Below are 19,942 nucleotides of genomic sequence, written 5' to 3'. Positions count from 1 at the left end.
CCTCTCCGGCTCCACCGGCAACTCCACCGGCCCGCACCTCCACTTCGAGGTCCGCACCGGCCCCAACTACGGCTCCGACATCAACCCGATCACCTACCTCCGCGCCCACGGCGTGAACGTCTGATCGAGTAGCACCAACCCTGTGGGGCCCCGGCATCGCCGGGGCCCCACAGGGTTTTCGGGTTCCGACCGGTCAGCCCGCCGGCCGCGACGACGACGCCGACGGCTCGACGGGCCGGGACGGCGGCACGGAGGGTGCGGACGGATTCGCCGCGGGCGGTGCGCCCGTGGGCTTGGCCGAAAGCGACGACGGCGTGGCAACCGGCCCCGCACTCGCAGCCGGAGCCGTCGCCGCCGGGTCCGCGAAGGTCGTCCGTGGTGCGCCCGCGCCGACGGGGTTGACCGCCGTACGATCCGGCAGCGCCTGGGCGCCCTCCGAGGTGACCCGGGTGGCGCCGATGTAGTCCGGCTTGTCGATGCGGCCGAAGCGAATGACCTCGCCGGTGTAGGGAGCGTGGATCATCGTCCCGCCGCCCACATAGATCCCCACGTGGTGGATGCTCCGCGGATCGCGCAGGTTGGTGGCGAAGAACACCAGGTCACCCGGCAGCAGTTCGGACCGGGCCGGATGCCGTCCCGCATTCCACTGGTCGTTCGCCACACGTGGCAGTTTGATGCCCACCTTGTCGTACGCGGCCTGCGTCAGACCCGAGCAGTCGAACCGGCCGCCGTCCGCGACGGTGCCCTCACCGCCCCACAGGTACGGCGTCCCGAGCTTCGTCTGGGCGAACTCGATCGCCCCGACGGCGAGCACCGACGGCGGAATCGGTGCCTTGACGGCGCCGAAGCTCTGCTCCAGCGAGCGGATGTTCTTCACATAGCTGCGGGTCTCGGCGTACGGCGGCACCCCTTTGTACTGGATCACGCGGTACGACCCCGCGTTGTACGCCGCCAGCATGTTGTCCGTCCGGTCACCCGGCATGGTGGCGATCGACTTCGCCAGCGCGCAGTCGTACTTCGCCGCCGACGGGATCGCGTCCTCCGCGTCGAACGGATCACGCCGCCCGTCGCCGTTCCCGTCCGTCGCCCACTGCGGCCACGTCCCCGGCATGAACTGGGCGATCCCCTGCGCCCCCACCGGACTGACCGCCCGCGGGTTGAACCCGCTCTCCTGATACAACTGCGCGGCCAGCAGCGCCGGCGAGATCTCCGGGCACAACCGCCCCCACCGCTCGATCGCCGGCTGGTACGCCGCCGGCACCGCCCCCGGCGCGAGCGCCACGGCCCCGTTCCCGCCGGACGAAGGCGAGCCGCCGGTCATCGAACCGACGGCGACGACGAGCAGCCCCACCGCCCCGACCGGCAGCGCGGCGGCAAGTCCGGCAGCCAGCCAAGCCTTACGCATCGGGGGCGAACGGGGGGCGCGGAACAGCGGGGACAGGTCGCACTTGATCATTCTGCGTGCCGTGATTGCTCTGCGCAATCACCCGTGATACACACAGTGAACGAGCCGTCGCTCGGGGGTGGTGGCCCGAACGCTGTCGCCACGACACAATAATCGAGAGGCACGGCACCCCCGCTCCACCCGGCGGGGGTAATTCGAGAAGCCCAGTCGGGGGCGGTGAACGGCATGTATCTAGGTGCAGGCAACGGCGACATCAATACCATCGTCGGTGGTATCGCCCCGGATTGGGGCCCTTTCGCGACGCTCGGAGCTGAAGCCCGCACGATGGTTCAGGTGGTCATGGCAGTAGCCCTGCTCCTCTGCCTGGCCATCGCCATCTGGGGTGCGGCCAAGCAGCGGATAGGGGCAACGGCCTTGCGCGACACGTTCAGTGCCGAGCAGGGCAAGGGCCTGATCATCGCCGGGTTGACCGGCGTGTTCATCATCGGCTCGCTCGGCACCCTGTTCACCATCATCTACGGGATGGCGATCTAGCCCCGCGCCGCCCGATTCGCCGACCCGAGGTGGCTCCTGTGGCCTACGTCTGCCCACGCAACTCCGCCGGTGCGCCGTATGCCAGCACGAGCCATTTCCGGTCGGCCGAAAATCGCCGCGGGTGGCCGATTATCGCCCCCGCGGAAATTCCCGGGACGGGGAATTGCGCCGCCCCCCGGTCCCGCGCCGCCGCGCGCCCGCGACGCGGAGTCCGCGCATGAGCGACGCGCCGGTGGCTCCGGAGCGCGCCGCCGGGGATCCCCGGCGGCGGCACCCCGTCGCGTCGGGTGCCGGGGTCGTCGTCGTGATCCTCGTCGTGGTCCTGACGCTCGCGTACGCCAGCCGCCGCAGCGGCGCGCCCGCGGAGGACTCCGCCGCGTCCCGCGCCGGCACGAGTTCCGGCGTCGGCAAGACGAGCCCGCGCAGTACCGCCGGAATCGCCGCCGCCCGTCCCCCGGCCGCGCTCGCCGGCACGGTCCCGGTCGGCTATCCCCGCACCCGCGAGGGTGCGCAGTCCGCGGCCGCGAACTACGCCACGGCCTACGGTTCGTCGGACATGTTCCGGCCCGCCGTCCGCCGGGCGATCGTCGAGTCGATGGCGGATCCCGGCAGCAAGGCCGGTCTGCTGGCCCGGGCCGACACGGCGTTCCAGGCGCAGACCGCCGTGTTCGGCCTCGACGCGGACGGCAACGCGCCCAAGGGGCTGTCTTTCGTGTGCCGGGCACTGCCGGTCGGCACCAAATCGGTCGCCTACACCCCCGATTCGGCGACCGTCGAGGTGTGGGGAGCCGGGCTGGTCGGCCTGGCGGGGGCGGGTTCCACGAAGCCGGTGAGCGAGGCCTGGACGACCACGACGCTGCGGCTGTCGTGGGCGGACGACGACTGGAAGCTCGTCGACTTCACCCAGAAGGAGGGGCCGACCCCGGTCGGCGGTCTGCAGACCGCGTCGGGAGCGGAGGACATCGCCAAGGCCGTTCGCGAGTTCGAGGAACTGCGCTATGCACGCTGAGTCCTGCCGTGGCCGCCGGGCGCGCCGCGCCGTCCGGGTCGGTGCCGTCGTCGCCGCGGTGCAGACGGCGGTCCTGCTCGCCGCCGCCCGCGCGTTCGCCGACCCCGCCCCGGCGGCCACCGGGGCCGCCAAGCCCGCGGTGTCGCCCGCCGCTTCGCCGCTTCCGTCGGTCGTCGCGAGCACTCCCGCCCCACAAGGCGGCGGAGGCGGTGCCGCGCAGGCGTATTGCGACATGCTCACCGGGCCGGCCAAGACGTACTGCCAGAACGGCGACGGCGGCCCGAGCATCCCGGGCGCGCCCGGCCAGACCGCCGGGTTCGTGACCGACCCGCTCGGGTCGATCGCGAAGGGCTGCGCGGACGCGGCGACGTGGATCATCAACAACCTCGCCGCGGCGGTAAACGGCACGACGCAAGTCGACTTCACCAATGCGGGGTTCCTGCGGCAGTACGCGGTGGTGTTCGCCGCGTCCACGTTCCTCACGCTGCTGCTGTGGATGCTGGCGGTGACCAAGCGCGCGGTGCGCGGCGCCCCCATCACCACGGCGATCTCGGAAGCCGTCGGCTATCTGTGGCTCGCCGTGCTGGCCTCCGCGTTCACCCCCCTGACGCTGTATTTGGCGGTGTCGCTGACCGATGCCGTCACCACCGCGATCGCGTCCGGCACGCAGCAGGACACCGACCGGTTCCTGGGCGGCTTCGCCAAGGCCCTGGATCCGAATGCGGGGCTCGGCGGCGGACCGGTCATGCTGATCTTCGTGTCCATGCTGTCGATGCTCGCCGCCGCCGTGCTGTGGGTCGAACTTCTGCTGCGCGCCGCGATGTTGTACGTCGGGGCAATGCTGGGCACAGCGGTCTATTCCGGCTTGGTCGACAAGGCAATGTGGCACCACGTGCGCCGCTGGGCGGGGATCATGGTTGCCGTGCTGCTCGCGAAACCCGTCGTCGTCATCGTGCTGGGCCTGGCCACCGCCATTTCGGGGGGTCGGCCGCAGGACTCGTTCTCGTCGGTCCTGAGCGGTCTGGCGATCATGTGCCTGTCGATCTTCGCGAGTGTGCTGATCTACCGCTTCGTCCCGAACCTCGGCGACGACATGGCGCAGTTGCACAGCGGCCGCCGCGCGCTGGGGGGCGCCGGCGGTGCGGCGACGTCGCTGGTCGGCGGACCGGCGGCGTTCATGAAGCAGGGCATCCGCGCGCACGCGGGCCGGGGCGGCGGAGGCGACTCCGCGGCATCGCCCGCGCCCGCCGCGCAGAACGCGGTGTCGTCCGGCATCGCGGCCCACGGCTCGCGCGGCGGCGGAACCGGCGCCGGCGCCGCGGCACCACCCCCGGCAAACCCCAGTAGCACGCCGCACGCGAGGACCGGGAACGAGGCCTGACCATGACGACACAGCCGATCCACCGACGCAGGACCTTCCTCATCGGCAAGGCGAAGCCGACGGCCGTCATCGGCAAGAACCGTGAGCCCGGCGAGATCTTCCTGATCATCGCGGGCGGCGCGATCGGCATGCTGTGGGGCCTGCTCGTGCCCGTGCTGGCGGTGCGGCTGATCGGCCTTGTGGGCTTCCCGCTGCTGGCGTTCGCCGCCGTGTATATGCCGTACAAGCAGCGCACGTTCTACAAGTGGTTCGAGATCAACCGCACGTACAAGCGCACGCTCAAGCGCGGCGCCCGTTTCCGCTCGGCCGTCATGGAGGCCGGGACGCGCATCGACGGGGCGGCCACCGCGGTGGGCACGCCGCCCGGCATCGGCCGGCTGAGCTGGATGAGCGTGCCGTTCGGACCGGACGAACTCGCGGTGCTGATGCACCTGGAACGCCGCACGGTGACCGCGGCGATCGAGATCGAGGGCCCCGGCGTGGGGCTGCGCGACTCGGAGGACCAGGAGGCGCTGGTCGAGCGGTTCGGCACGCTGCTCAAGCACGTGGCGAACGGGGACGGCTTCGTCACCCGCCTGCAGATCCTGGCCCGCACCATGCCGGCCGACCCCGACGCGCACGCGAAGGACGTGGCGCGCCGCGGCGACGCGAGCGCGCCGATGTGGGTGAAGGACTCGTACGACCAGTTGCAGTCGATGGTGTCGACGTCCAGCGAGCAGCACCGCGCCTACCTGATCGCGTGCATGCACTACAACCGCGACCTGGCCGCCGAGTCGTCGGTGATGGGCCGCGGCGACGACGGCCTCGGCGTGGTGATGGCGCGCGAGCTGACCGACGTGTGCGCGCGGTTGGCCGAGGCCGACATCCGGGTGCGGCAGCCGATGAACGAGGCCCGTCTGGCGTCGCTGATCCACTCGATGTACGACCCGGAGCACCAGATCGACCAGTTCGACGGCATGCAGGCCCGCTACGCGTGGCCCGCCGAGCTGGACGCGACGCACCCGAACTACCTGCAGGCCAAGACCCGCGAGTCGGAGACGCCCCGTCCCTGGTGCCACGCCACCGCGTGGATCAAGGAGTGGCCGCTGACCCCGGTGGGCGTCAACTTCCTGGCCCCGCTGCTGGTGCACACCCCCGACGTGATCCGCACGGTGGCGGTGACCATGGACCTGGAGCCGACAGACATCGCGATCGAGCGGATGCTGACCGAGAAGACGAACGACGACGCGGACGCGGCGCGCGCCGCGAAGATGAACCGCGTGGTGGACCCCCGCGACCTCGCCCACACCGGCCGCGTCGACCAGCGCGGCGAGGACCTCGCGGGCGGCGCGGCGGGCGTCAACCTGGTCGGGTACATCACGGTGTCGTCCCGCGACCCGGAGCAGCTCATGCGCGACAAGCGCACGATCCGCGCGTCCGCGGGCAAGTGCTTCCTCAAACTGGAGTGGTGCGACCGCGAACAGCACCGTGCGTTCGTGAACACCCTGCCTTTCGCCACCGGCATCCGGAGGTGACGTCGTGTCCGGCATCTTTTCCCTTCTGACCAACGGCTTCGCGAGCTTCGTGTTCGGCAAGCCGGAAACGCAGCGGCTGCCGGTGCGCACCTCGACCGGCCAGGCGCAGGCGGTGTATCTGCCCACGGCGGCGCCCGGGCTGGGCGATTCCGGGGTGATCATCGGCCGCGAGGTGTACTCCGGCAAGGGCTACGTGTACGACCCGTTCCAGCTGTACGGCCAGCAGCTGCCCGCCCCGCACTGGCTGGTGCTCGGCGAGTCCGGCAACGGCAAGTCGGCGCTGGAGAAGACCTACGTGCTGCGCCAACTCCGCTTCCGCGACCGCCAGGTGGTGGTCCTGGACGCGCAGGGCGAGGACGGCGTCGGCGAGTGGAACCACATCGCCGAAGCGCTCGGCATCAAGCCGGTGCGCCTGGACCCGACGGACATCACCGGTGCGGGCGTGCGGCTGAATCCGCTGGACCCGGCGATCACGTCGACCGGCCAGCTGGCGCTGCTGCGCACCATCATCGAGGTGGCGATGGGCCGCCCGTTGGAGGAGCGCGCCGGGTACGCGCTCAAGGCCGCGCACGTGCACGTGGTCCGCACGGTCGAGGACCGCCAGCCCATACTTCCGGACATCGTGGACGCGCTGCGGAATCCCACCCAGGAGTCCGCGGACCTGCTCAGCCTGGACCTGGCGGACGTGCGGATCTGGGGTCTGGACGTCGCGCTCGTGCTCGACCGGCTCGTCGACGGCGACCTGAAGAACATGTTCGAGGGCCCGACGACGACCGGCATCGACCTCGACGCGCCGCTGATCATCTTCGACCTGTCGCACATCGACCGGAACTCGATCGCGATGCCGATCCTCATGGCGATCGTCGGCGTCTGGCTCGAGCACACGTGGATCCGGCCGGACCGGGTCAAGCGCATCTTCCTGGTGGAAGAGGCGTGGCACATCATCAACAGCCCGTTCGTCGCCCAGCTGTTCCAGCGGCTGCTGAAGTTCGGCCGGCGGCTCGGCCTGTCGTTCGTCGCGGTGGTGCACCACTTGTCCGACGTCGTCGACGGTGCGGCGGCCAAGGAGGCCGCGGCGATCCTCAAGATGGCGTCGACCCGCACGATCTACATGCAGAAGGCGGAAGAGGCCCGCGCCACCGGCAAGGTGCTCGGTCTGCCGCGCTGGGCGGTGGAGATCATCCCGACGCTGACGCCGGGTATCGCGGTGTGGGACGTCAACGGCAACGTGCAGGTGGTCAAGCACCTGATCACCGAGACCGAGCGGCCGATGGTCTACACCGACCGCGCGATGACCGAGGAAGCCGTCGAGGAGCGGGTGCGTGCGGTGGCCGCGCTGGCCGAGGACGCGCCGGTGTGACCCGGCGGCAGGGCGGAGCACCGGCACAGCGGCGGGACGACGGCGCGTCGGGAGGAGCGATGGCGGAGGCACCGCAGCGCGGCATACCGGACGGGGCGCTGATCGGCGCCCTGGTGCTGCTGATCGCGGGGACGGCGGCCACCTGGCTGGCGACCGGTCTCGCGGGGCTGGCGACCCGTCAGGCGTGGCCGGACCAGGTGCGGTTCACCCGGTCCGGGCGGGCGATCCGCGAACTGCTCCGCGATCCGGGGGACATCCCGGCGGCGTGGCCGGCGTCGCCCGCGGACCAGCTGCCGTCGGCGACCGCGTTCTGGTGGGTGTTCGGCGTGGTGATAGCGATCGCTCTGGCGTTCGCGGGTGCCGTGCTGTGGGCGTGGGTGCGGCTCACCACGCGGCGGATCCGCCGGGCGGCCCCGGCGGACGGGCGGCGGGCGGACGGACCCGCGGGCGGCGGGCCCGCGGGCGGACGGGCGGACGACGCCGCGTCGGGTATCGCGCTCGCGAAGGACCCGGTGCCGGAACAGCGGGCGCCCGCCGACCCGCCGCCCGGGAGACCGGAGGGTCACGAGGGCCGTGAGGGGCCCGCGAAACGGGACTGACGGACTTTCGGCCACACCTTCGGGTGAACCGGGCTTTCCGTCGGAATTGCCGTGGTCCGCACGGGGAACGCTCATCATTACCGTGGCCGAGTCGGCCGCCGCGTGGCCGACAGGTCACCCGCCGGTCGGCTCGACCCACCAATCCCCCGCAGCCCGCGCCACGCGAGGCTGCGGTTTTCGTCTGCCCGGATCAGGTCCCGGTCGCCGGCGCGTCCGAGCGGCCGGTGCCGTCGGGCTGGGTCTCCTCGACACGGGCGAGCATGCGGCGCAGGCCGTCGGCGAGGTCCGCGCGCTCCGCGTCGCCGAGGTCTTGGAGCAGCGCGGATTCGAAGACCGCGGCGTCGCGCACCACGCGGAGCCACATGTCCCGGCCGGCGGCGGTCAGCTCGATGATGACGCGCACCCGGTTCTGCTCGTCGCGGGTGCGGGTGACCAGCTCTTCGCCGACCATGCGGTCGATGCGGTGGGTCATCGCGGCCGGGGTGAGGCCGAGGCTCTTGGCGAGTTCGCCGGGGCTGAGCCGGCAGGGCTCGCCGGCGAGGACGAGCGCGCGCAGGACCTCCCAGTCGGCGTTGGTGATGCCGAGTGCGGCCATCTGCCGGTCGTACGCCACGGACATGCGCCGGTGCAGCCGGAACAGGGCCGCGACGATCGTCTCGACCTGCGGGTCGACCTCGGGGAATTCCCGCTGGAAGACCGCGAGGTGCGCCTCCAGGCCGGCATCCGTCGGACCGGGGCCGGTGCCGGCCCCGTCCGCGGACGGATCCGCGGACGACGCCGCGGCCGCGCGCTTCCGGGCGGCCGGGTCCTGCTGGTCTGCGGGCATTTCCCCAGCCTACCTGTACCCCTTAACTCATTAGACAGAAACACTTGACGGGCGTACTCTTTAGCACTGAAGTCTTCAGCTTCGAGCCCTCCCGTCGACTATCCGCAGCGCCGCCGCGATTCGCCGCGCCGGCCGCTCCGCGGTGCGCTCCGACGTGTCCGAGGGCCGGCGGGAGACCGTCCCGTGCGGACCGGAACGGCCGGTCCGCCGACACAGGCAGTCAGGAGGTGTGTGGTGGCGACCACGACGGCGCTGCGCCGGATCCAGCTCGGCAACGCCCTCGCCGCGTTCGGCAGCGGCTTCACCGTTCCGTTTCTCTTCGTCTACGTGACCCGGGTGCGCGACATGTCCGCGGGGCAGGCCGGGCTGATGTTCAGCGTGCTGGCCGTCGCCGCGCTCGTCGTACTGCCCTTCGTCGGGCCGGGCATCGACCGGCGCGGTCCGCGGCCGGTCGCGGTGGTCGGCGCGCTGGTCGCGGCGGCCGGGTCGCTGACTCTCGGGTTCGCCGCGCACCCGCCGCTGATCCTGGCCGCCGCGGGCCTGCTGGGCGCCGGGATCGCGGCCATCCAGCCCGCGCTCGCGACGATGATCGTGCGGTGCACGACCCCGCAGACCCGCTCCCGGGCGTTCGCGCTCCAGTTCACCTTCAACAACCTGGGGCTGGGCATCGGCGGACTGATCGGCGGGCTCATCGTCGACCCGTCGCGGCCGGCCAGCTTCACGGTGCTGTTCGTCGTCGAGGCGGCGATGATCGTCGTGCTCGCCCTGGTGGTCGGCGGGGCCAGGATGCCCGCGGCCGCGCCGCACGCGGCGGGGGCCGGCGACGGCGGCCCGAAGGCCGGGTGGCGGCATCTGCTGCGGGACCGGGCGATGGTCCGGCTGTCCGTGGTGAGCGCGCTGATCTTCTTCACCTGCTACGGCCAGTTCGAGTCGGGCCTGGCCGCGTTCGCGACCGAGGTCAGCCGGATCTCGCCGAGCATGCTCGGCGTGGCGCTGGCCGCGAACACCCTGGTGATCGTGGTCGCGCAGCTGGCGGTCCTGCGGATCGTGACGCGGCGCCGCCGCAGCATGGTCATCGCGGCGACCGGCGTGGTGTGGCTGCTGGCCTGGATCGTCACCGCGGTGTCCGGGCTGTTGCACGGCAATGCCGCGTTGGCCGCGGTCACCATCGTGGCGGCGTACGGGCTGCTGGGCATCGGCGAGAGCCTCCTCGCCCCGACGCTCGGCCCGATGGTCGCCGACCTGGCACCCGCGCACCTGCTCGGCCAGTACAACGCCGCGCAGTCGCTGGTGAAGCAGCTCGCGATGGCGGTCGGCCCGGCGTTCGCGGGCGCGATGGTGGGTGCCGGGATCTACGGCCCCTACCTGGTGGTGCTGATGGCGTGCTCGGTGCTGATCGCGGTGCTCGGTGTCCGGCTCGGCCGGGGCCTCAGCCCGGTGCAGAACGGGCTCGTGGTCGCGTCGTCGAGCACGCAGGGCCCCGCGGAGCGGGCCGAACAGGCCGGGCGGAGCGGCCGGCCCGAGGACGCGAAGGCCGCCGCGCTCGCCGCGTGACCCGTGCCGGTGCCCGGCTCCCTCGCCGAGGGGCCGGGCACCGGCCTTTCCGCCGTTCCCGCCCGCTCACAGCAGGAATTCGCACCAAACGGTCTTGCCGGTCGCGGTCAGCCGGGAACCCCACGAGCTGGCGATGCTCGCCACGATCGCGACACCCCGCCCGTTCTCGTCGTCGGCCGAGGCGCGCCGGTGGCGCGGCACGTGGTCGTCGGCGTCCGAGACCTCGACGATGAGCCGCCGGTCGGTGCGCCGCAGGCGCAGCCGCATCGGTGCGGCGCCGTGGGTGAGCGCGTTCGCGACGAACTCGCTGACCGCGAGCACCCCCGATTCGCGCAGTTCCTCGCCGACCTGCCAGCTCGCCAGCACGCCCGAGGTGAAGGCCCGGGCCCGGGCCGCGACTTCGTTGCCGCCGAGCAGGTCGAGCGACGCGGTGCGGAACAGCGTGGCGGCGCGGCCTTCGTGGCGCGGCAGGTGCAGCACCAGCAAGGCCACGTCGTCGTCGTGTTCGACCGGCAGGCGCATGTGTTCGATCAGGCGGTCGCGGACCGCGTCGGGCGGCCCGGCCGCGCCGTCGAGGGCGGCGGCCAAGTCGTCGATGCCGCGGTCGATGTCCTCGCCGCGGCGCTCCACCAGGCCGTCGGTGTAGAAGACGACGGTGGAGCCGGGTTCGAGGGGGAGGCTGCCGGAGGTGTGCGGCCAGCTCCCGCCGGTGCCGAGCGGCGGCCCGAGCGCGTCGTCGAGCCGGTGCACGTCGCCCGCGGGGTCGCGGACGAGCGGCGGCAGATGCCCGGCGGTCGAGTAGGTCAGGACGCCTTCGCTCGGATCGTGCACCGCGTAGACGCAGGTGGCGATCTGCGTGGCGTCGATCTCCATCGCCAACCCGTCCAGGAGCTGCAGGACTTCGTGCGGCGGCAGGTCGAGGCGGGCGTAGGCGCGGACCGCGGTGCGGAGTTGGCCCATGACGGCGGCGGCGCGGACGCCGCGGCCCATGACGTCGCCGATGACCAGAGCGGTGCGGCCCGCGCCGAGGGTGATGACGTCGTACCAGTCGCCGCCCACCGCGGCGTCCGCACCGCCGGGCAGGTAGCGGGCGGACACCCGCAGGTCGTCCGGGTGTTCGAGCTGCTGGGGCAGCAGGCTGCGCTGCAGGGTGACGGCGGCCTGCCGGTGCCGGCGTTCGCTCTCCCGCAGCCGGTCGGTGGCCTGCACCTGGTCGGTGACGTCGACGGCGAACACGAGCACGCCGCGGACGCCCGCCCGGCCGCGCACCGCGGCGTCGCCGGGAGTGCCGTCGGCGCACACCGGGGTGCAGACGAAGGTGAAGTAGCCGTGCTGCCGTTCGCTCTCCGGCATGCCCGGATAGGCGGTGCCGTGGTGGTCGACGCGCCGCGCGCGCACGGTGCGCCCGCGGCCGGTGCGGTACACCTGGTCCATCAGCGGCAGCAGGCCGTGGTCGGCCAGCTCCGGGAGGATGTCGCGGGCCGGCACGCCGAGGCGGCGTGGCCCGAAGACGTCCCGGTAGGCCTGGTTGACGTAGGCGAGTTCGTGGGCAGGGCCGCGCGTGACCGCGATCAAGGCCGGCGCGTGGGCCAGCACCTCGCGCAGCGAGAACGTGTCGATGCGGTCCTGCATCCGCGCCGCGGGCACGGATCGCCGTCGTTCTCCGGCCAACCGAGCGCCCCACCGAGTGATGTTCAACCGCTTGCTTCCTCGTGAGTCCGTCGCACAGCTATTAACACTATGTGCCCCGAGGTTTACCTCAAGTGACCTCACCAGTGTGGGCGAAACTCGGCCACAGGGGAATCGCGACCCCGGGCGCGTCCCCCCGTTCGGGGGACGGACAGCCCCGCGGACGCCGCGCCGGAGGCACGTTCGTGACCCCGGTCACATGCCGGTGACCGGGTCACCCGGGTCCGCACTCCGCGGCGTCGGCCGCCGCTGACGCACTGTCGATCGCCCGGCACGCCGGAGCGGGGTACCGCTGACTCAGCGTCAACACCACACATCTCCTCCACAACCGTTGCGTCGGATTCCGCTTCTGGCCGGGCGAAGGGTCGGGTACGCTCGGCGAACTGGCAATGACTGAGCGGCCCGACACGGGATACGACCATTTGCCTTCGGGGGAAGTACACATGGGCGCTTCGCGTACGTATTCGAACGAGCTGACGCGGACCAGGGATTCCGCGCCGCCGGCGGCCACCGCCGTGATTCCGTCCGCCCGCCGGCCGCAACGCGGCCGGTCCGCGACCGCGGGACCGCGGGCGTCGGGCGATCCGGAATCGGCCTTGCGCACGGACGCGCGCCGCAATCTGGAGCAGGTGCTCCGGGCGGCGCGCGAAGTTTTCGGCGAACTGGGTTACGACGCACCGATGGAGGAGATCGCCCGCCGCGCGGGCGTCGGCGTCGGCACCATCTACCGGCGCTTCTCCGGCAAGGAGTCGCTGGTCCAGCGAATAATGATCACCGAGACGGGCCGGCTGACCAGCGAGGCGGTCTCCGCCCTCGCCGAGGAACCGGACGCGTGGTGCGCGCTGAACCGCTACCTGCGGCGCGCCGTCGCCTCGGGCGCGGGGCGGCTGTTCCCGGCGCTGAGCGGCCGGGTGCCGGTCACCGAGGAGATGCGCGCCGGGCGCGCCGCGCTCAACGACGCGGTGTGCCATCTGGTGGAGCGCGCGAAGGACGAGGGCGCGCTGCGCGCCGACGTGTCCGACGCGGACATCTCGCTGCTGCTGTCGTGCCTACTGCCGCCTCCCGGGCTGCCGAAGGCCCAGCGGATGACGGTGGCGGCACGCTACCTCGAGGTGGTACTCGACGGGCTGCGCGCGGACCGCTCCTCGCCGCTCCCGGGCAAGCCCTTCACCCAGGACGAGCTGGACACGCTGTTCCTGCGCGGCGGGCCGCGCCCGGCGTAGCCGCGTCACCGGCGGGGCCGCTCCGACGGGCGAGCGGCGCGGCCCCGGCCTACGATCCCTTCATAGGGTCCGGCGACCGGCCCGGACGAAGGGTCGTCGCACATGAATTTCACGCTCGTGCAACTCCGCTACTTCGTCGCCGCGGCGCGCCATCGCAGTATGACCGGCGCGTCGCGGGACCTGCTCGTATCCCAGTCCGCCATTTCGGCCGCCATCGCGCACCTGGAACGAGAGTTCGGGGTCCAGCTGCTGGTGCGGCACCACGCCAAGGGCCTGTCGCTCACCACATCGGGCGAGCGGTTCCTCGGCGAGGCGCGGGCGCTGCTCGCGCACGCCGACGAGATCGCCGCGTCCGCGAAGGGCTACGGCAACGCGCTGCGGGGGCGGCTGCACGTGGGGTGCGCGGAGACCATCGCGCCGTACTACCTGCCGCCGCTGCTGGCCGAGTTCGCCGACCGGCACCCGGAGGTCGAGGTGTGGGTGTCGGAGGGCCCGGACGAGGAGAGCCTGCGCGACCTGCTCGCGGACGGCGGCTGCGATCTGGCGCTGCTGTACGACGCGCGGGACGGCGACGGCGTCGACTCCCAGCTCCTGACCCGGCTGCCGCCGCATGTGATCGTGCCGCCGGGGCATCCGCTGGCGGGCGAGCGGGCGGTGTCGCTGCTGGCGCTGGCGGACGACCCGGTCATCCTGCTGGACCTGCCGCACCACCGGGACTATTTCGCGTCGGTGAGCCGCCGGGCGGGGATCACCCCGCGCGTGCGGTTCCGGTCGCGCAATCCGGAGCTGGTCCGGGCGCTGGTCGCGGCCGGACAGGGCTACGCGGTGCTGAACGAACGGCCGGCCACCGACCGCACCTACGACGGCGGCCGCGTCGTGTCCCTGGACCTGACCGACGACCTGCCGCCGCTGCCGCTGATGCTCGCCCAGGCACGCGGTGTCCGCCCGACGCGCCGCGCGGCGGCGTTCGCGGCGGTGTGCCGCGAGTGGTTCCGACGTCCGATGCAGCAAGCCCCGATGCCCTGACGCGGGGGCGGTGTCCCCCGAACGGCCTAACGCGGTCGGTGCACACTCGGAAAGTGATCCGGATCACACACGATCACCTGCGGAGTCGCGTCACGATTCCGGGCCCGCCCGCTCTCCCTGGGTATGACTGCGAACCTTGCGCCCTCCGCCACCCCGTACACCGTCGTGCCGACCGGCTCCGCCGCCGCGTCCGCGGGCCGCCACCTCGCCTGGCTGCTCGCCGAATGGCGGCGCCGGAGCATCGCGTGCGGCTGGCCGCAGCCCGAGGAATGGCTCACCCCCGGTGCGGAGGCGGCCGTGGCGGCGTTCTTCCGGCCCGGGCGGATCCGTGCGGCGTGCCACGACCTGGCCCGGGACCGCGCCGAGGCGGGAGTGCCGCTGGCGGCCGCGCTGTCCGATCTGGACCTGCTGTTCCTGACCGCGGTAGGGCGCGGGGCGTCGGATTCGGTGGTGGCCGCGTACGTGGCCGCGCGGCACGCTCATCTGCCCGTGGCCGAGGGCTTCGACCCGCTGACCGAGTTGCCCTCCGGTGCGGCGCTGCGCGCCGACGTGCTGCGCCGCCGGTCCGCCGCCGGGGGCGAGCCGCCCACGGTGGTCGCGATCGAGCCGCAGATCGGCGCGTATCCGACGCACGAGCGGCTGCGGCCGACCCTGCTGGTCGCCGCGCATGTCGAGGAGATCTTCGGCGCCCCGGTACACCTGCTCGACGACGGCCGGCTCGCCGTGGTCGCGCCGCCGCGCGGCACCCTGGGCCCGCTGATGGCGCTGGCCGGGCTCGCCCCGCGCGACCCGGTCGCCGCCGTCACCGGAAGCGCGGCGGTGCCGGCGCTGCGTCCGTCGGTGGTGGGTGTGGAGCCGGCGGTGGCCGGGGGTTCGACCCGCCGCGGCGGGCTGCGGGTGGCGTGAGCCGGGGCGGGAGGGCCCGGGCCGGACAGGGACGCCCGGCCGGGCCCGGGCCCGCCATGCCAGACACGGCTCAGGTGCGGACGACCAGTACCGGGCACGCCGCATGGTGCACGACCGCGGTGCTCACCGAGCCGAGCAGGAGGCGGGAGAAGCCGCCGGTGCCGCGCGAACCGACGACGACCAGCTCGTGCCGCTCGGACATGCCGAGGAGCACTTCGGTCGCGGTCCCGGAGTAGACCTGGACGTGCGATTCGCCGGTGAAGCGTTCGTCGCGGCCCTGGTCGACCTCGGCGACCAAGGCCTCGGTCTCGCCGCGGATGGCGTCGAGGGCGGCGCTGATGTCCTCGACATAGAGGCCGCCGGGGGCCATGGCGGCGTAGGCGCCCGCGGGCGGCGCGGCGGAGACCACGTACAGCGGGAGCCCGCGGAGCTGCGCCTCGGTCATCGCCCAGTCGAGTGCCCGGCGGGACGGTTCCGACCCGTCGACCCCGACCACGACGCCGCGCGGTTCGTCCTCAGCCATCGGCCCTCCTCGTGGCGCGGCGCCTTCGGAGGGCGGCACCGCGGACAGTGAGGGAGCTAATACCGCAAAAGCCGCAGAATCATCACACTAATGCGGCGCGGAAGGCGGCCCGCGGCGAGGATCACCCGGCCGGATCAGCGGCCGGGCGTGAATATGCCGGGAGTCCCGGAGCGCGAAGACGCGAAGGGCCGCAGGGAAGCGCCCCCCGGCGGACTCCCCCGCGGCCTGTCGCGGCGGCCGGTGCCGGACGTCCGCGGGCTTCGCGGCGTCCGACCGGCGCCTTCGCACGGTATCCGGCGGTTGTGTGGAACAGATGACGGCGGGATTACCGGGACGAGCCCGGCAGGCGTCCCGCCGTCGCCGTCCGGCGAGCGGGGCCGGGCCGCGGCTAGGCCGACCCGCCCGCGAGGCTGAGGCCGCCGTCCAGGACGACCGTCTCGCCGGTGATCCACGCCGCGTCCTCGGACAGCAGGAACGCGGCCGCCTTGGCGACGTCCTGGGGCACGCCCAGCCGCTTCATCGGGTAGGCCGCCGCCGACTCCTCCTCGTGCCCTTCGAACAGCGCCGCCGCGAAACGGGTCTTCACCACCGCGGGCGCGACCGCGTTCACCCGGATGCCGGGGGCGAGTTCGGCGCCGAGTTGCCGGGTCATGTGGATCAGCGCGGCCTTGCTGACGTTGTAGGCGCCGATGAACGGGCCCGCGACGATGCCGCCGATCGAGGCGACGTTGAGGACCGCGCCACCGTGCTCCTTCATCCACGCGCGGTAAGCCTCCTGCGTCCAGGCGAGCGCCCCGACCAGGTTGACCTCCAGGATCTTGCGCACCGCGCCGAGGTCCGCGTCGATGAGCCCGCCGAAGTGCGGGTTGATGCCCGCGTTGTTGACCAGGACGTCGAGCGAGCCGAAACGCTCGACGGCCGCGGCGACCGCGAACGCGCGGTGCTCGGGGTCGTCGGCCTTTCCGGGCACCGCGAGGGCGACGTCCGTGCCGCCCAGTTCGGCGACGGCGGCGTCGAGGTCTTCCTTGTTGCGGGCGGTCACCACGATCTTGGCGCCGCGGGCCGCGAGTTCGGCGGCGATGCCCAGGCCGATGCCCCGGCTCGCCCCCGTGACCAGCGCGGTCTTGCCCGTGAAGTCGGCCGTCATGCCGCGAACTTCCCTTCGTCGAGTACCGTCCGGGCGCGGGCTGCGAGGCCCGCGAGGCCGTCGTGGGTGAACCGGGACGCGCCGCCGTCGCCGGCCTGGTCGCCCATCGCGCCCGCGGTGTAGCGGTCGAGGACGCCGGCCAGGATGCAGGCGAGGCGCCAGTAGGCGAATGCCGCGTACCAGGCGATGCCGGACAGGTCGCGGCCCGTCGCCTCGGCGTAGCGGGCGCAGAACGCGGCCCGGTCGGGGAAGCCTTCGGCGGCGGTGCCGTCGGACGGCAGCAGCGCGGAGTCCTCGCCTTGCTCGACCCAGTAGACGAGCGTCATGCCGACGTCGGCGAGAGGGTCGCCGAGTGTGCACAACTCCCAGTCCAGGACCGCGCGTACCGTCCCGTCGGGGCCGAGGATGCAGTTGTCGAGGCGGAAGTCCCCGTGCACGATCGCGGCGCCTTGCTGCGGCGGGATGGACGCGCTCAGGCGCGCGTGCACCTCGTCTATCTCCGGGATGCCGTCGACCCGGGTGGCGTCCCACTGCCGGTGCCAGCGGCGGAGTTGCCGGGCGATGTAGTCCTCGCGGCGGCCGAGGTCGCCGAGGCCGACCTCGTCGACGTCGACCGCGTGGATCGCGGCCAGCGTGTCGGCGAGCTGCTCGCCCGCGCGGCGGCGGGCGGCCGGGTCGAGGTCACGGGTGGCCGCGGCGGCGTCGCGCAGGACGAAGCCGTCGACGAAGTCCATGACGTAGAACGGCGCGCCGTTGACCGCGTCGTCCGGGCTGAGGCCGACGACCCGCGGGACCGGGACGGGCGTGCGGCCGCCGCCGAGCGCGGCCAGGATGCGGTGCTCGCGCCCCATGTCGTGCGCGGTGGCCAGGACGTGGCCGAGGGGCGGGCGCCGCAGCACCCAGCGGGTGCCCGCGGCGTCGGTGACGACGTAGGTCAGGTTGGAATGGCCGCCGACCACCGGGGTGAAGGCGAGCGGCGGGGCCAGGGCGGGCACCCGGGCGGCGAGCCAGTCGGTGACCTCGGCGGGCCGGATTCCGGCCGGGGCGGGCGCGTCGTGGGCGGGTTTCACTCTCCACCTTCCGCTTCGGCGAGCAGTGCGGCGAACTTCTTGCGGGCGTCCTCGCGCCGGGTCGGCACGTGCTCGGTCGGCACCTCGGCCGGACGGTACCCCTTGAGGACTTGGCGGGCCACGGTCACGCGGTGCACTTCGTCGGGGCCGTCGTAGATGCGGGCGGCGCGCGCGTACCGGTACATCTGCTCGAGCGGGAGGTCGGTGGAGAAGCCGAGCGAGCCGTGGATCTGGATGGCGCGGTCGATGACGTCGTAGAGCACCTGGGCGCCGTAGAACTTGATCGCGGAGATCTCGGTGCGGGCGGCGGGTGCGCCGTCGCGGTCCATGCGCCACGCGGCGTGCAGGGTCATCAGGCGGGCGGCCTGGATGCCGGCGTAGGAATCGGCGATCCAGTTCTGCACGGTCTGCTTCTCGGCGAGCAGCGAGCCGTGCGCGTACCGGGACAGGGCGCGCTCGCACAGCATGTCGAGGGCGCGCTGGGCTTGGCCGAGCCAGCGCATGCAGTGGTGGATGCGGCCGGGGCCGAGCCGGAGTTGGGCGAGCTTGAAGCCGTCGCCTTCGTTGCCGACGAGGTTCTCGTACGGCACCCGCACCGCGTGGTAGCGGATCTCCGCGTGTCCGCCGAAGCCGTGCAGGCGGTCGGTGCGGCCGGGGTCCTCCAGCGTGGCGACGTCGCGCACGATTTCCACGCCGGGGGCGTCGGCGGGGACGACGATCATCGAGGCGCGGGCGTGCGGGGCGGCGTCCGGGTCGGTGACGACCATGGCGACGAGGATGTCGGCGACCGAGCCGTTCGACGTGAACCACTTGTGCCCGTCGATGACCCATTCGTCGCCGTGCCGCACCGCTCGGGTGGCCAGCAGCGTGGGGTCGGAGCCCGCCGTGTCGGGTTCGGTCATCGAGAAGGCGCTGCGGATACGGCCGTCGAGGAGCGGTTCCAGCCATTTCTCGCGCTGCCAGTCCCGGCCGGAGGCGGCGATGCCGTGCGCGAGGAGTTCGGCGTTGCCCGAGTCGGGGGCGTTGTTGCCGAAGGCGACCGGGCCGTACGGGGTCCGGCCGAGGATCTCGTGCATCAGCCCGAGCCGGACCTGGCCGAAGCCCTGCCCGCCCAGGTCCGGCGGCAGGTGGGCCGCCCACAGTCCGCGCGCCTTCACCTGCTCCTTGAGCGGCGCGAGGATGGCGTCGCGGGTCGCCTCGTCGAGGTCGAGCGTCTCCAGTGGGCAGATCTCGTCGCGGACGAAGTCCCGCATCCACGCCAGTTGTTCCTCGAACTCCGGTTCGGTGGAGAAATCCCAGGCCATGGTGCTGATCTCCTCGCGTGGTCGGTGCGGGTGGCGGGGTGTACGGCGGCGGTCCGGCTCGGGCGGGGCGGGCTCAGCCGGCCGCGGCCTGGCGGCGCGGCACGGGTCCGGAGAACGCCAGTGACCGGCCCGCTTCCAGCGCGGCGAACTGCATGAGGTGCGGCAGCAGCCGGTGCAGCGGGCCGACGGTCACCGCCGGGCCGGGGATGCGGGCGGGTCCGGAGACGCCGAGGAGCAGGCCCAAGCGGTGTGCGGCAAGACGTACTTCGGCATGCGTCAGGGGGCGCGGGGGCAGGTGTGCGGCGGGTGCCGCACCGCGGTCGAAGAGCGCCACCGCGGTCGTCGCGACGCGTTCCGCATAGGACCGCACCGCGTGCACGTCCCCCGGGTGGGCCCACGACGTGAGCACCCGCAGCCCGCCTTCGCGCAGCACGAACATCTCCTGCGGCGGGTCGGCCGCACCGCCCGCCGCCCGCGCGACCGTCATGGCGTCGCGCGGGCCCTCCACGAAGACCATGCGCAGCTCCGTACCCCGCAGCGCCCGGCGGCACGCCGCGGTGCTCAGCCCGGGCGGCATCGGGACCGTCGCGGCGCCCGCGGCGAGGACCGCGAGGTCGAGCACCGTCCAGTCCACGCACGGCCGCACCATGACGCCGACCCGGTCGCCGGGCAGCACACCCGCGGCCATCATCCCCGCGGCCACCGCGGCCACCCGGTCGGCCAGCTGCCGCCAGGTCAGCGACCGGGGCACCGCGGCCGCCGGGTCGAGCCAGGACGCGGCGGGCCGCTCGGGCCAGTCGTCGGCAGCCCGCCACAGCGCGGCGAGCAGGTTGCGGGCGTGCTCCATCGCGGTCCCCCTCCCGCCGGAGCCC

Annotated in this window: 18 protein-coding genes and 1 pseudogene; 11 read left to right on the top strand and 8 right to left on the bottom strand. The window is 73.1% G+C overall.

Annotated elements, in window-relative coordinates:
• A partial coding sequence (locus ABEA93_RS06330) for a M23 family metallopeptidase (RefSeq protein ID WP_425584842.1) occupies positions 1–124 on the top strand: 124 nt, incomplete at its 5' end.
• A 291-nt stretch (positions 125–415) separates the two neighbouring features.
• Here ABEA93_RS06330 and ABEA93_RS06325 read toward each other — a convergent pair.
• Positions 416–1,405 (bottom strand): annotated as a pseudogene (locus tag ABEA93_RS06325) (C40 family peptidase); the annotation flags it as partial.
• A gap of 225 nt (positions 1,406–1,630) precedes the next feature.
• Between ABEA93_RS06325 and ABEA93_RS06320 the strand changes: the two are divergent.
• From ABEA93_RS06320 to ABEA93_RS06295, 6 genes are all read left to right on the top strand, one after another.
• A complete protein-coding gene (locus ABEA93_RS06320) occupies positions 1,631–1,939 on the top strand; it encodes a hypothetical protein (protein ID WP_345674300.1) in 309 nt (102 codons plus the stop codon).
• A gap of 217 nt (positions 1,940–2,156) precedes the next feature.
• Complete coding sequence (locus ABEA93_RS06315) at positions 2,157–2,948, top strand: DUF8175 domain-containg protein (protein WP_345674279.1); 792 nt, start codon at positions 2,157–2,159, stop codon at positions 2,946–2,948.
• A complete protein-coding gene (locus ABEA93_RS06310; protein ID WP_345674278.1) occupies positions 2,938–4,329 on the top strand; it encodes a hypothetical protein in 1,392 nt (463 codons plus the stop codon). Before ABEA93_RS06315 ends, ABEA93_RS06310 begins: the two co-directional genes overlap by 11 nt.
• Before the next feature lie 2 nt (positions 4,330–4,331).
• Positions 4,332–5,843 (top strand): SCO6880 family protein, encoded by a 1,512-nt coding sequence (locus tag ABEA93_RS06305; RefSeq protein WP_345674277.1) that lies wholly within the window; start codon positions 4,332–4,334, stop codon positions 5,841–5,843.
• 4 nt (positions 5,844–5,847) lie between these two features.
• Complete coding sequence (locus ABEA93_RS06300; protein ID WP_345674276.1) at positions 5,848–7,203, top strand: ATP-binding protein; 1,356 nt, start codon at positions 5,848–5,850, stop codon at positions 7,201–7,203.
• A gap of 59 nt (positions 7,204–7,262) precedes the next feature.
• On the top strand, positions 7,263–7,802 hold the full coding sequence (locus tag ABEA93_RS06295) for a hypothetical protein (protein ID WP_345674275.1): 540 nt from the start codon (positions 7,263–7,265) through the stop codon (positions 7,800–7,802).
• 190 nt (positions 7,803–7,992) lie between these two features.
• On the opposite strand, the gene ABEA93_RS06290 is transcribed toward ABEA93_RS06295, so the two are convergent.
• A complete protein-coding gene (locus tag ABEA93_RS06290) occupies positions 7,993–8,628 on the bottom strand; it encodes a MarR family winged helix-turn-helix transcriptional regulator (RefSeq protein ID WP_345674274.1) in 636 nt (211 codons plus the stop codon).
• Positions 8,629–8,859: 231 nt separating this feature from the next.
• Between ABEA93_RS06290 and ABEA93_RS06285 the strand changes: the two genes are divergently transcribed.
• Entirely contained in the window at positions 8,860–10,182 is a 1,323-nt protein-coding gene (locus ABEA93_RS06285) for an MFS transporter (RefSeq protein WP_425584838.1), read from the top strand.
• 66 nt (positions 10,183–10,248) lie between these two features.
• Here the strand turns inward: ABEA93_RS06285 and ABEA93_RS06280 are convergent, their stop codons facing one another.
• The gene (locus ABEA93_RS06280; protein ID WP_345674272.1) at positions 10,249–11,880 is read right to left on the bottom strand and encodes a SpoIIE family protein phosphatase; all 1,632 of its coding nucleotides are present in this window, start codon (positions 11,878–11,880) and stop codon (positions 10,249–10,251) included.
• 587 nt (positions 11,881–12,467) lie between these two features.
• On the opposite strand from ABEA93_RS06280, the gene ABEA93_RS06275 reads away from it, so the two are divergent.
• The 3 genes from ABEA93_RS06275 to ABEA93_RS06265 all read left to right on the top strand — a co-directional run bounded on the left by ABEA93_RS06275 (position 12,468) and on the right by ABEA93_RS06265 (position 15,026).
• Positions 12,468–13,094: a TetR/AcrR family transcriptional regulator gene (locus tag ABEA93_RS06275; protein WP_345674271.1), complete on the top strand. Its 627-nt coding sequence runs from the start codon at positions 12,468–12,470 to the stop codon at positions 13,092–13,094.
• A 102-nt stretch (positions 13,095–13,196) separates the two neighbouring features.
• Positions 13,197–14,120 carry a LysR family transcriptional regulator gene (locus ABEA93_RS06270; RefSeq protein ID WP_345674270.1) on the top strand — a complete coding sequence of 308 codons (924 nt, stop codon included), beginning with the start codon at positions 13,197–13,199 and terminating at the stop codon, positions 14,118–14,120.
• 123 nt (positions 14,121–14,243) lie between these two features.
• Positions 14,244–15,026 (top strand): hypothetical protein, encoded by a 783-nt coding sequence (locus ABEA93_RS06265; protein ID WP_345674269.1) that lies wholly within the window; start codon positions 14,244–14,246, stop codon positions 15,024–15,026.
• Positions 15,027–15,096: 70 nt separating this feature from the next.
• Here the strand turns inward: ABEA93_RS06265 and ABEA93_RS06260 are convergent, their stop codons facing one another.
• The 5 genes from ABEA93_RS06260 to ABEA93_RS06240 all read right to left on the bottom strand — a co-directional run bounded on the left by ABEA93_RS06260 (position 15,097) and on the right by ABEA93_RS06240 (position 19,917).
• The gene (locus ABEA93_RS06260; RefSeq protein WP_345674268.1) at positions 15,097–15,549 is read right to left on the bottom strand and encodes a universal stress protein; all 453 of its coding nucleotides are present in this window, start codon (positions 15,547–15,549) and stop codon (positions 15,097–15,099) included.
• Between the two features lie 388 nt (positions 15,550–15,937).
• Positions 15,938–16,696, bottom strand: a complete 759-nt coding sequence (locus ABEA93_RS06255) for an SDR family oxidoreductase (RefSeq protein ID WP_345674267.1) — start codon at positions 16,694–16,696, stop codon at positions 15,938–15,940.
• Positions 16,693–17,766 carry a phosphotransferase family protein gene (locus ABEA93_RS06250; RefSeq protein WP_345674266.1) on the bottom strand — a complete coding sequence of 358 codons (1,074 nt, stop codon included), beginning with the start codon at positions 17,764–17,766 and terminating at the stop codon, positions 16,693–16,695. The genes ABEA93_RS06255 and ABEA93_RS06250 overlap by 4 nt, the downstream gene beginning before the upstream one ends.
• Positions 17,763–19,070, bottom strand: a complete 1,308-nt coding sequence (locus tag ABEA93_RS06245; RefSeq protein WP_345674265.1) for an acyl-CoA dehydrogenase family protein — start codon at positions 19,068–19,070, stop codon at positions 17,763–17,765. Before ABEA93_RS06245 ends, ABEA93_RS06250 begins: the two co-directional genes overlap by 4 nt.
• Before the next feature lie 73 nt (positions 19,071–19,143).
• Positions 19,144–19,917 (bottom strand): AMP-binding protein, encoded by a 774-nt coding sequence (locus ABEA93_RS06240; RefSeq protein WP_345674264.1) that lies wholly within the window; start codon positions 19,915–19,917, stop codon positions 19,144–19,146.
• Between the last annotated feature and the right edge of the window lie 25 nt (positions 19,918–19,942).

The sequence above is a fragment of the Yinghuangia aomiensis genome, from assembly GCF_039542225.1.
In the GTDB taxonomy this organism is placed as follows: Bacteria; Actinomycetota; Actinomycetes; order Streptomycetales; family Streptomycetaceae; genus Yinghuangia; species Yinghuangia aomiensis.
Note: the sequence above shows the minus strand (reverse complement) of the source record. Positions and strands in the feature narration are given on the sequence as shown.

What these genes read in the sequence shown, in the direction of transcription:
- ABEA93_RS06320 (WP_345674300.1), top strand. Translation starts at nt 1,631, where the DNA reads ATGTATCTAGGTGCAGGCAACGGCGACATCAATACCATCGTCGGTGGT.
- ABEA93_RS06315 (WP_345674279.1), top strand. Translation starts at nt 2,157, where the DNA reads ATGAGCGACGCGCCGGTGGCTCCGGAGCGCGCCGCCGGGGATCCCCGG.
- ABEA93_RS06310 (WP_345674278.1), top strand. Translation starts at nt 2,938, where the DNA reads ATGCACGCTGAGTCCTGCCGTGGCCGCCGGGCGCGCCGCGCCGTCCGG.
- ABEA93_RS06305 (WP_345674277.1), top strand. Translation starts at nt 4,332, where the DNA reads ATGACGACACAGCCGATCCACCGACGCAGGACCTTCCTCATCGGCAAG.
- ABEA93_RS06295 (WP_345674275.1), top strand. Translation starts at nt 7,263, where the DNA reads ATGGCGGAGGCACCGCAGCGCGGCATACCGGACGGGGCGCTGATCGGC.
- ABEA93_RS06290 (WP_345674274.1), bottom strand. Translation starts at nt 8,628, where the DNA reads ATGCCCGCAGACCAGCAGGACCCGGCCGCCCGGAAGCGCGCGGCCGCG.
- ABEA93_RS06270 (WP_345674270.1), top strand. Translation starts at nt 13,197, where the DNA reads ATGAATTTCACGCTCGTGCAACTCCGCTACTTCGTCGCCGCGGCGCGC.
- ABEA93_RS06265 (WP_345674269.1), top strand. Translation starts at nt 14,244, where the DNA reads ATGACTGCGAACCTTGCGCCCTCCGCCACCCCGTACACCGTCGTGCCG.
- ABEA93_RS06260 (WP_345674268.1), bottom strand. Translation starts at nt 15,549, where the DNA reads ATGGCTGAGGACGAACCGCGCGGCGTCGTGGTCGGGGTCGACGGGTCG.
- ABEA93_RS06255 (WP_345674267.1), bottom strand. Translation starts at nt 16,696, where the DNA reads ATGACGGCCGACTTCACGGGCAAGACCGCGCTGGTCACGGGGGCGAGC.
- ABEA93_RS06245 (WP_345674265.1), bottom strand. Translation starts at nt 19,070, where the DNA reads ATGGCCTGGGATTTCTCCACCGAACCGGAGTTCGAGGAACAACTGGCG.
- ABEA93_RS06240 (WP_345674264.1), bottom strand. Translation starts at nt 19,917, where the DNA reads ATGGAGCACGCCCGCAACCTGCTCGCCGCGCTGTGGCGGGCTGCCGAC.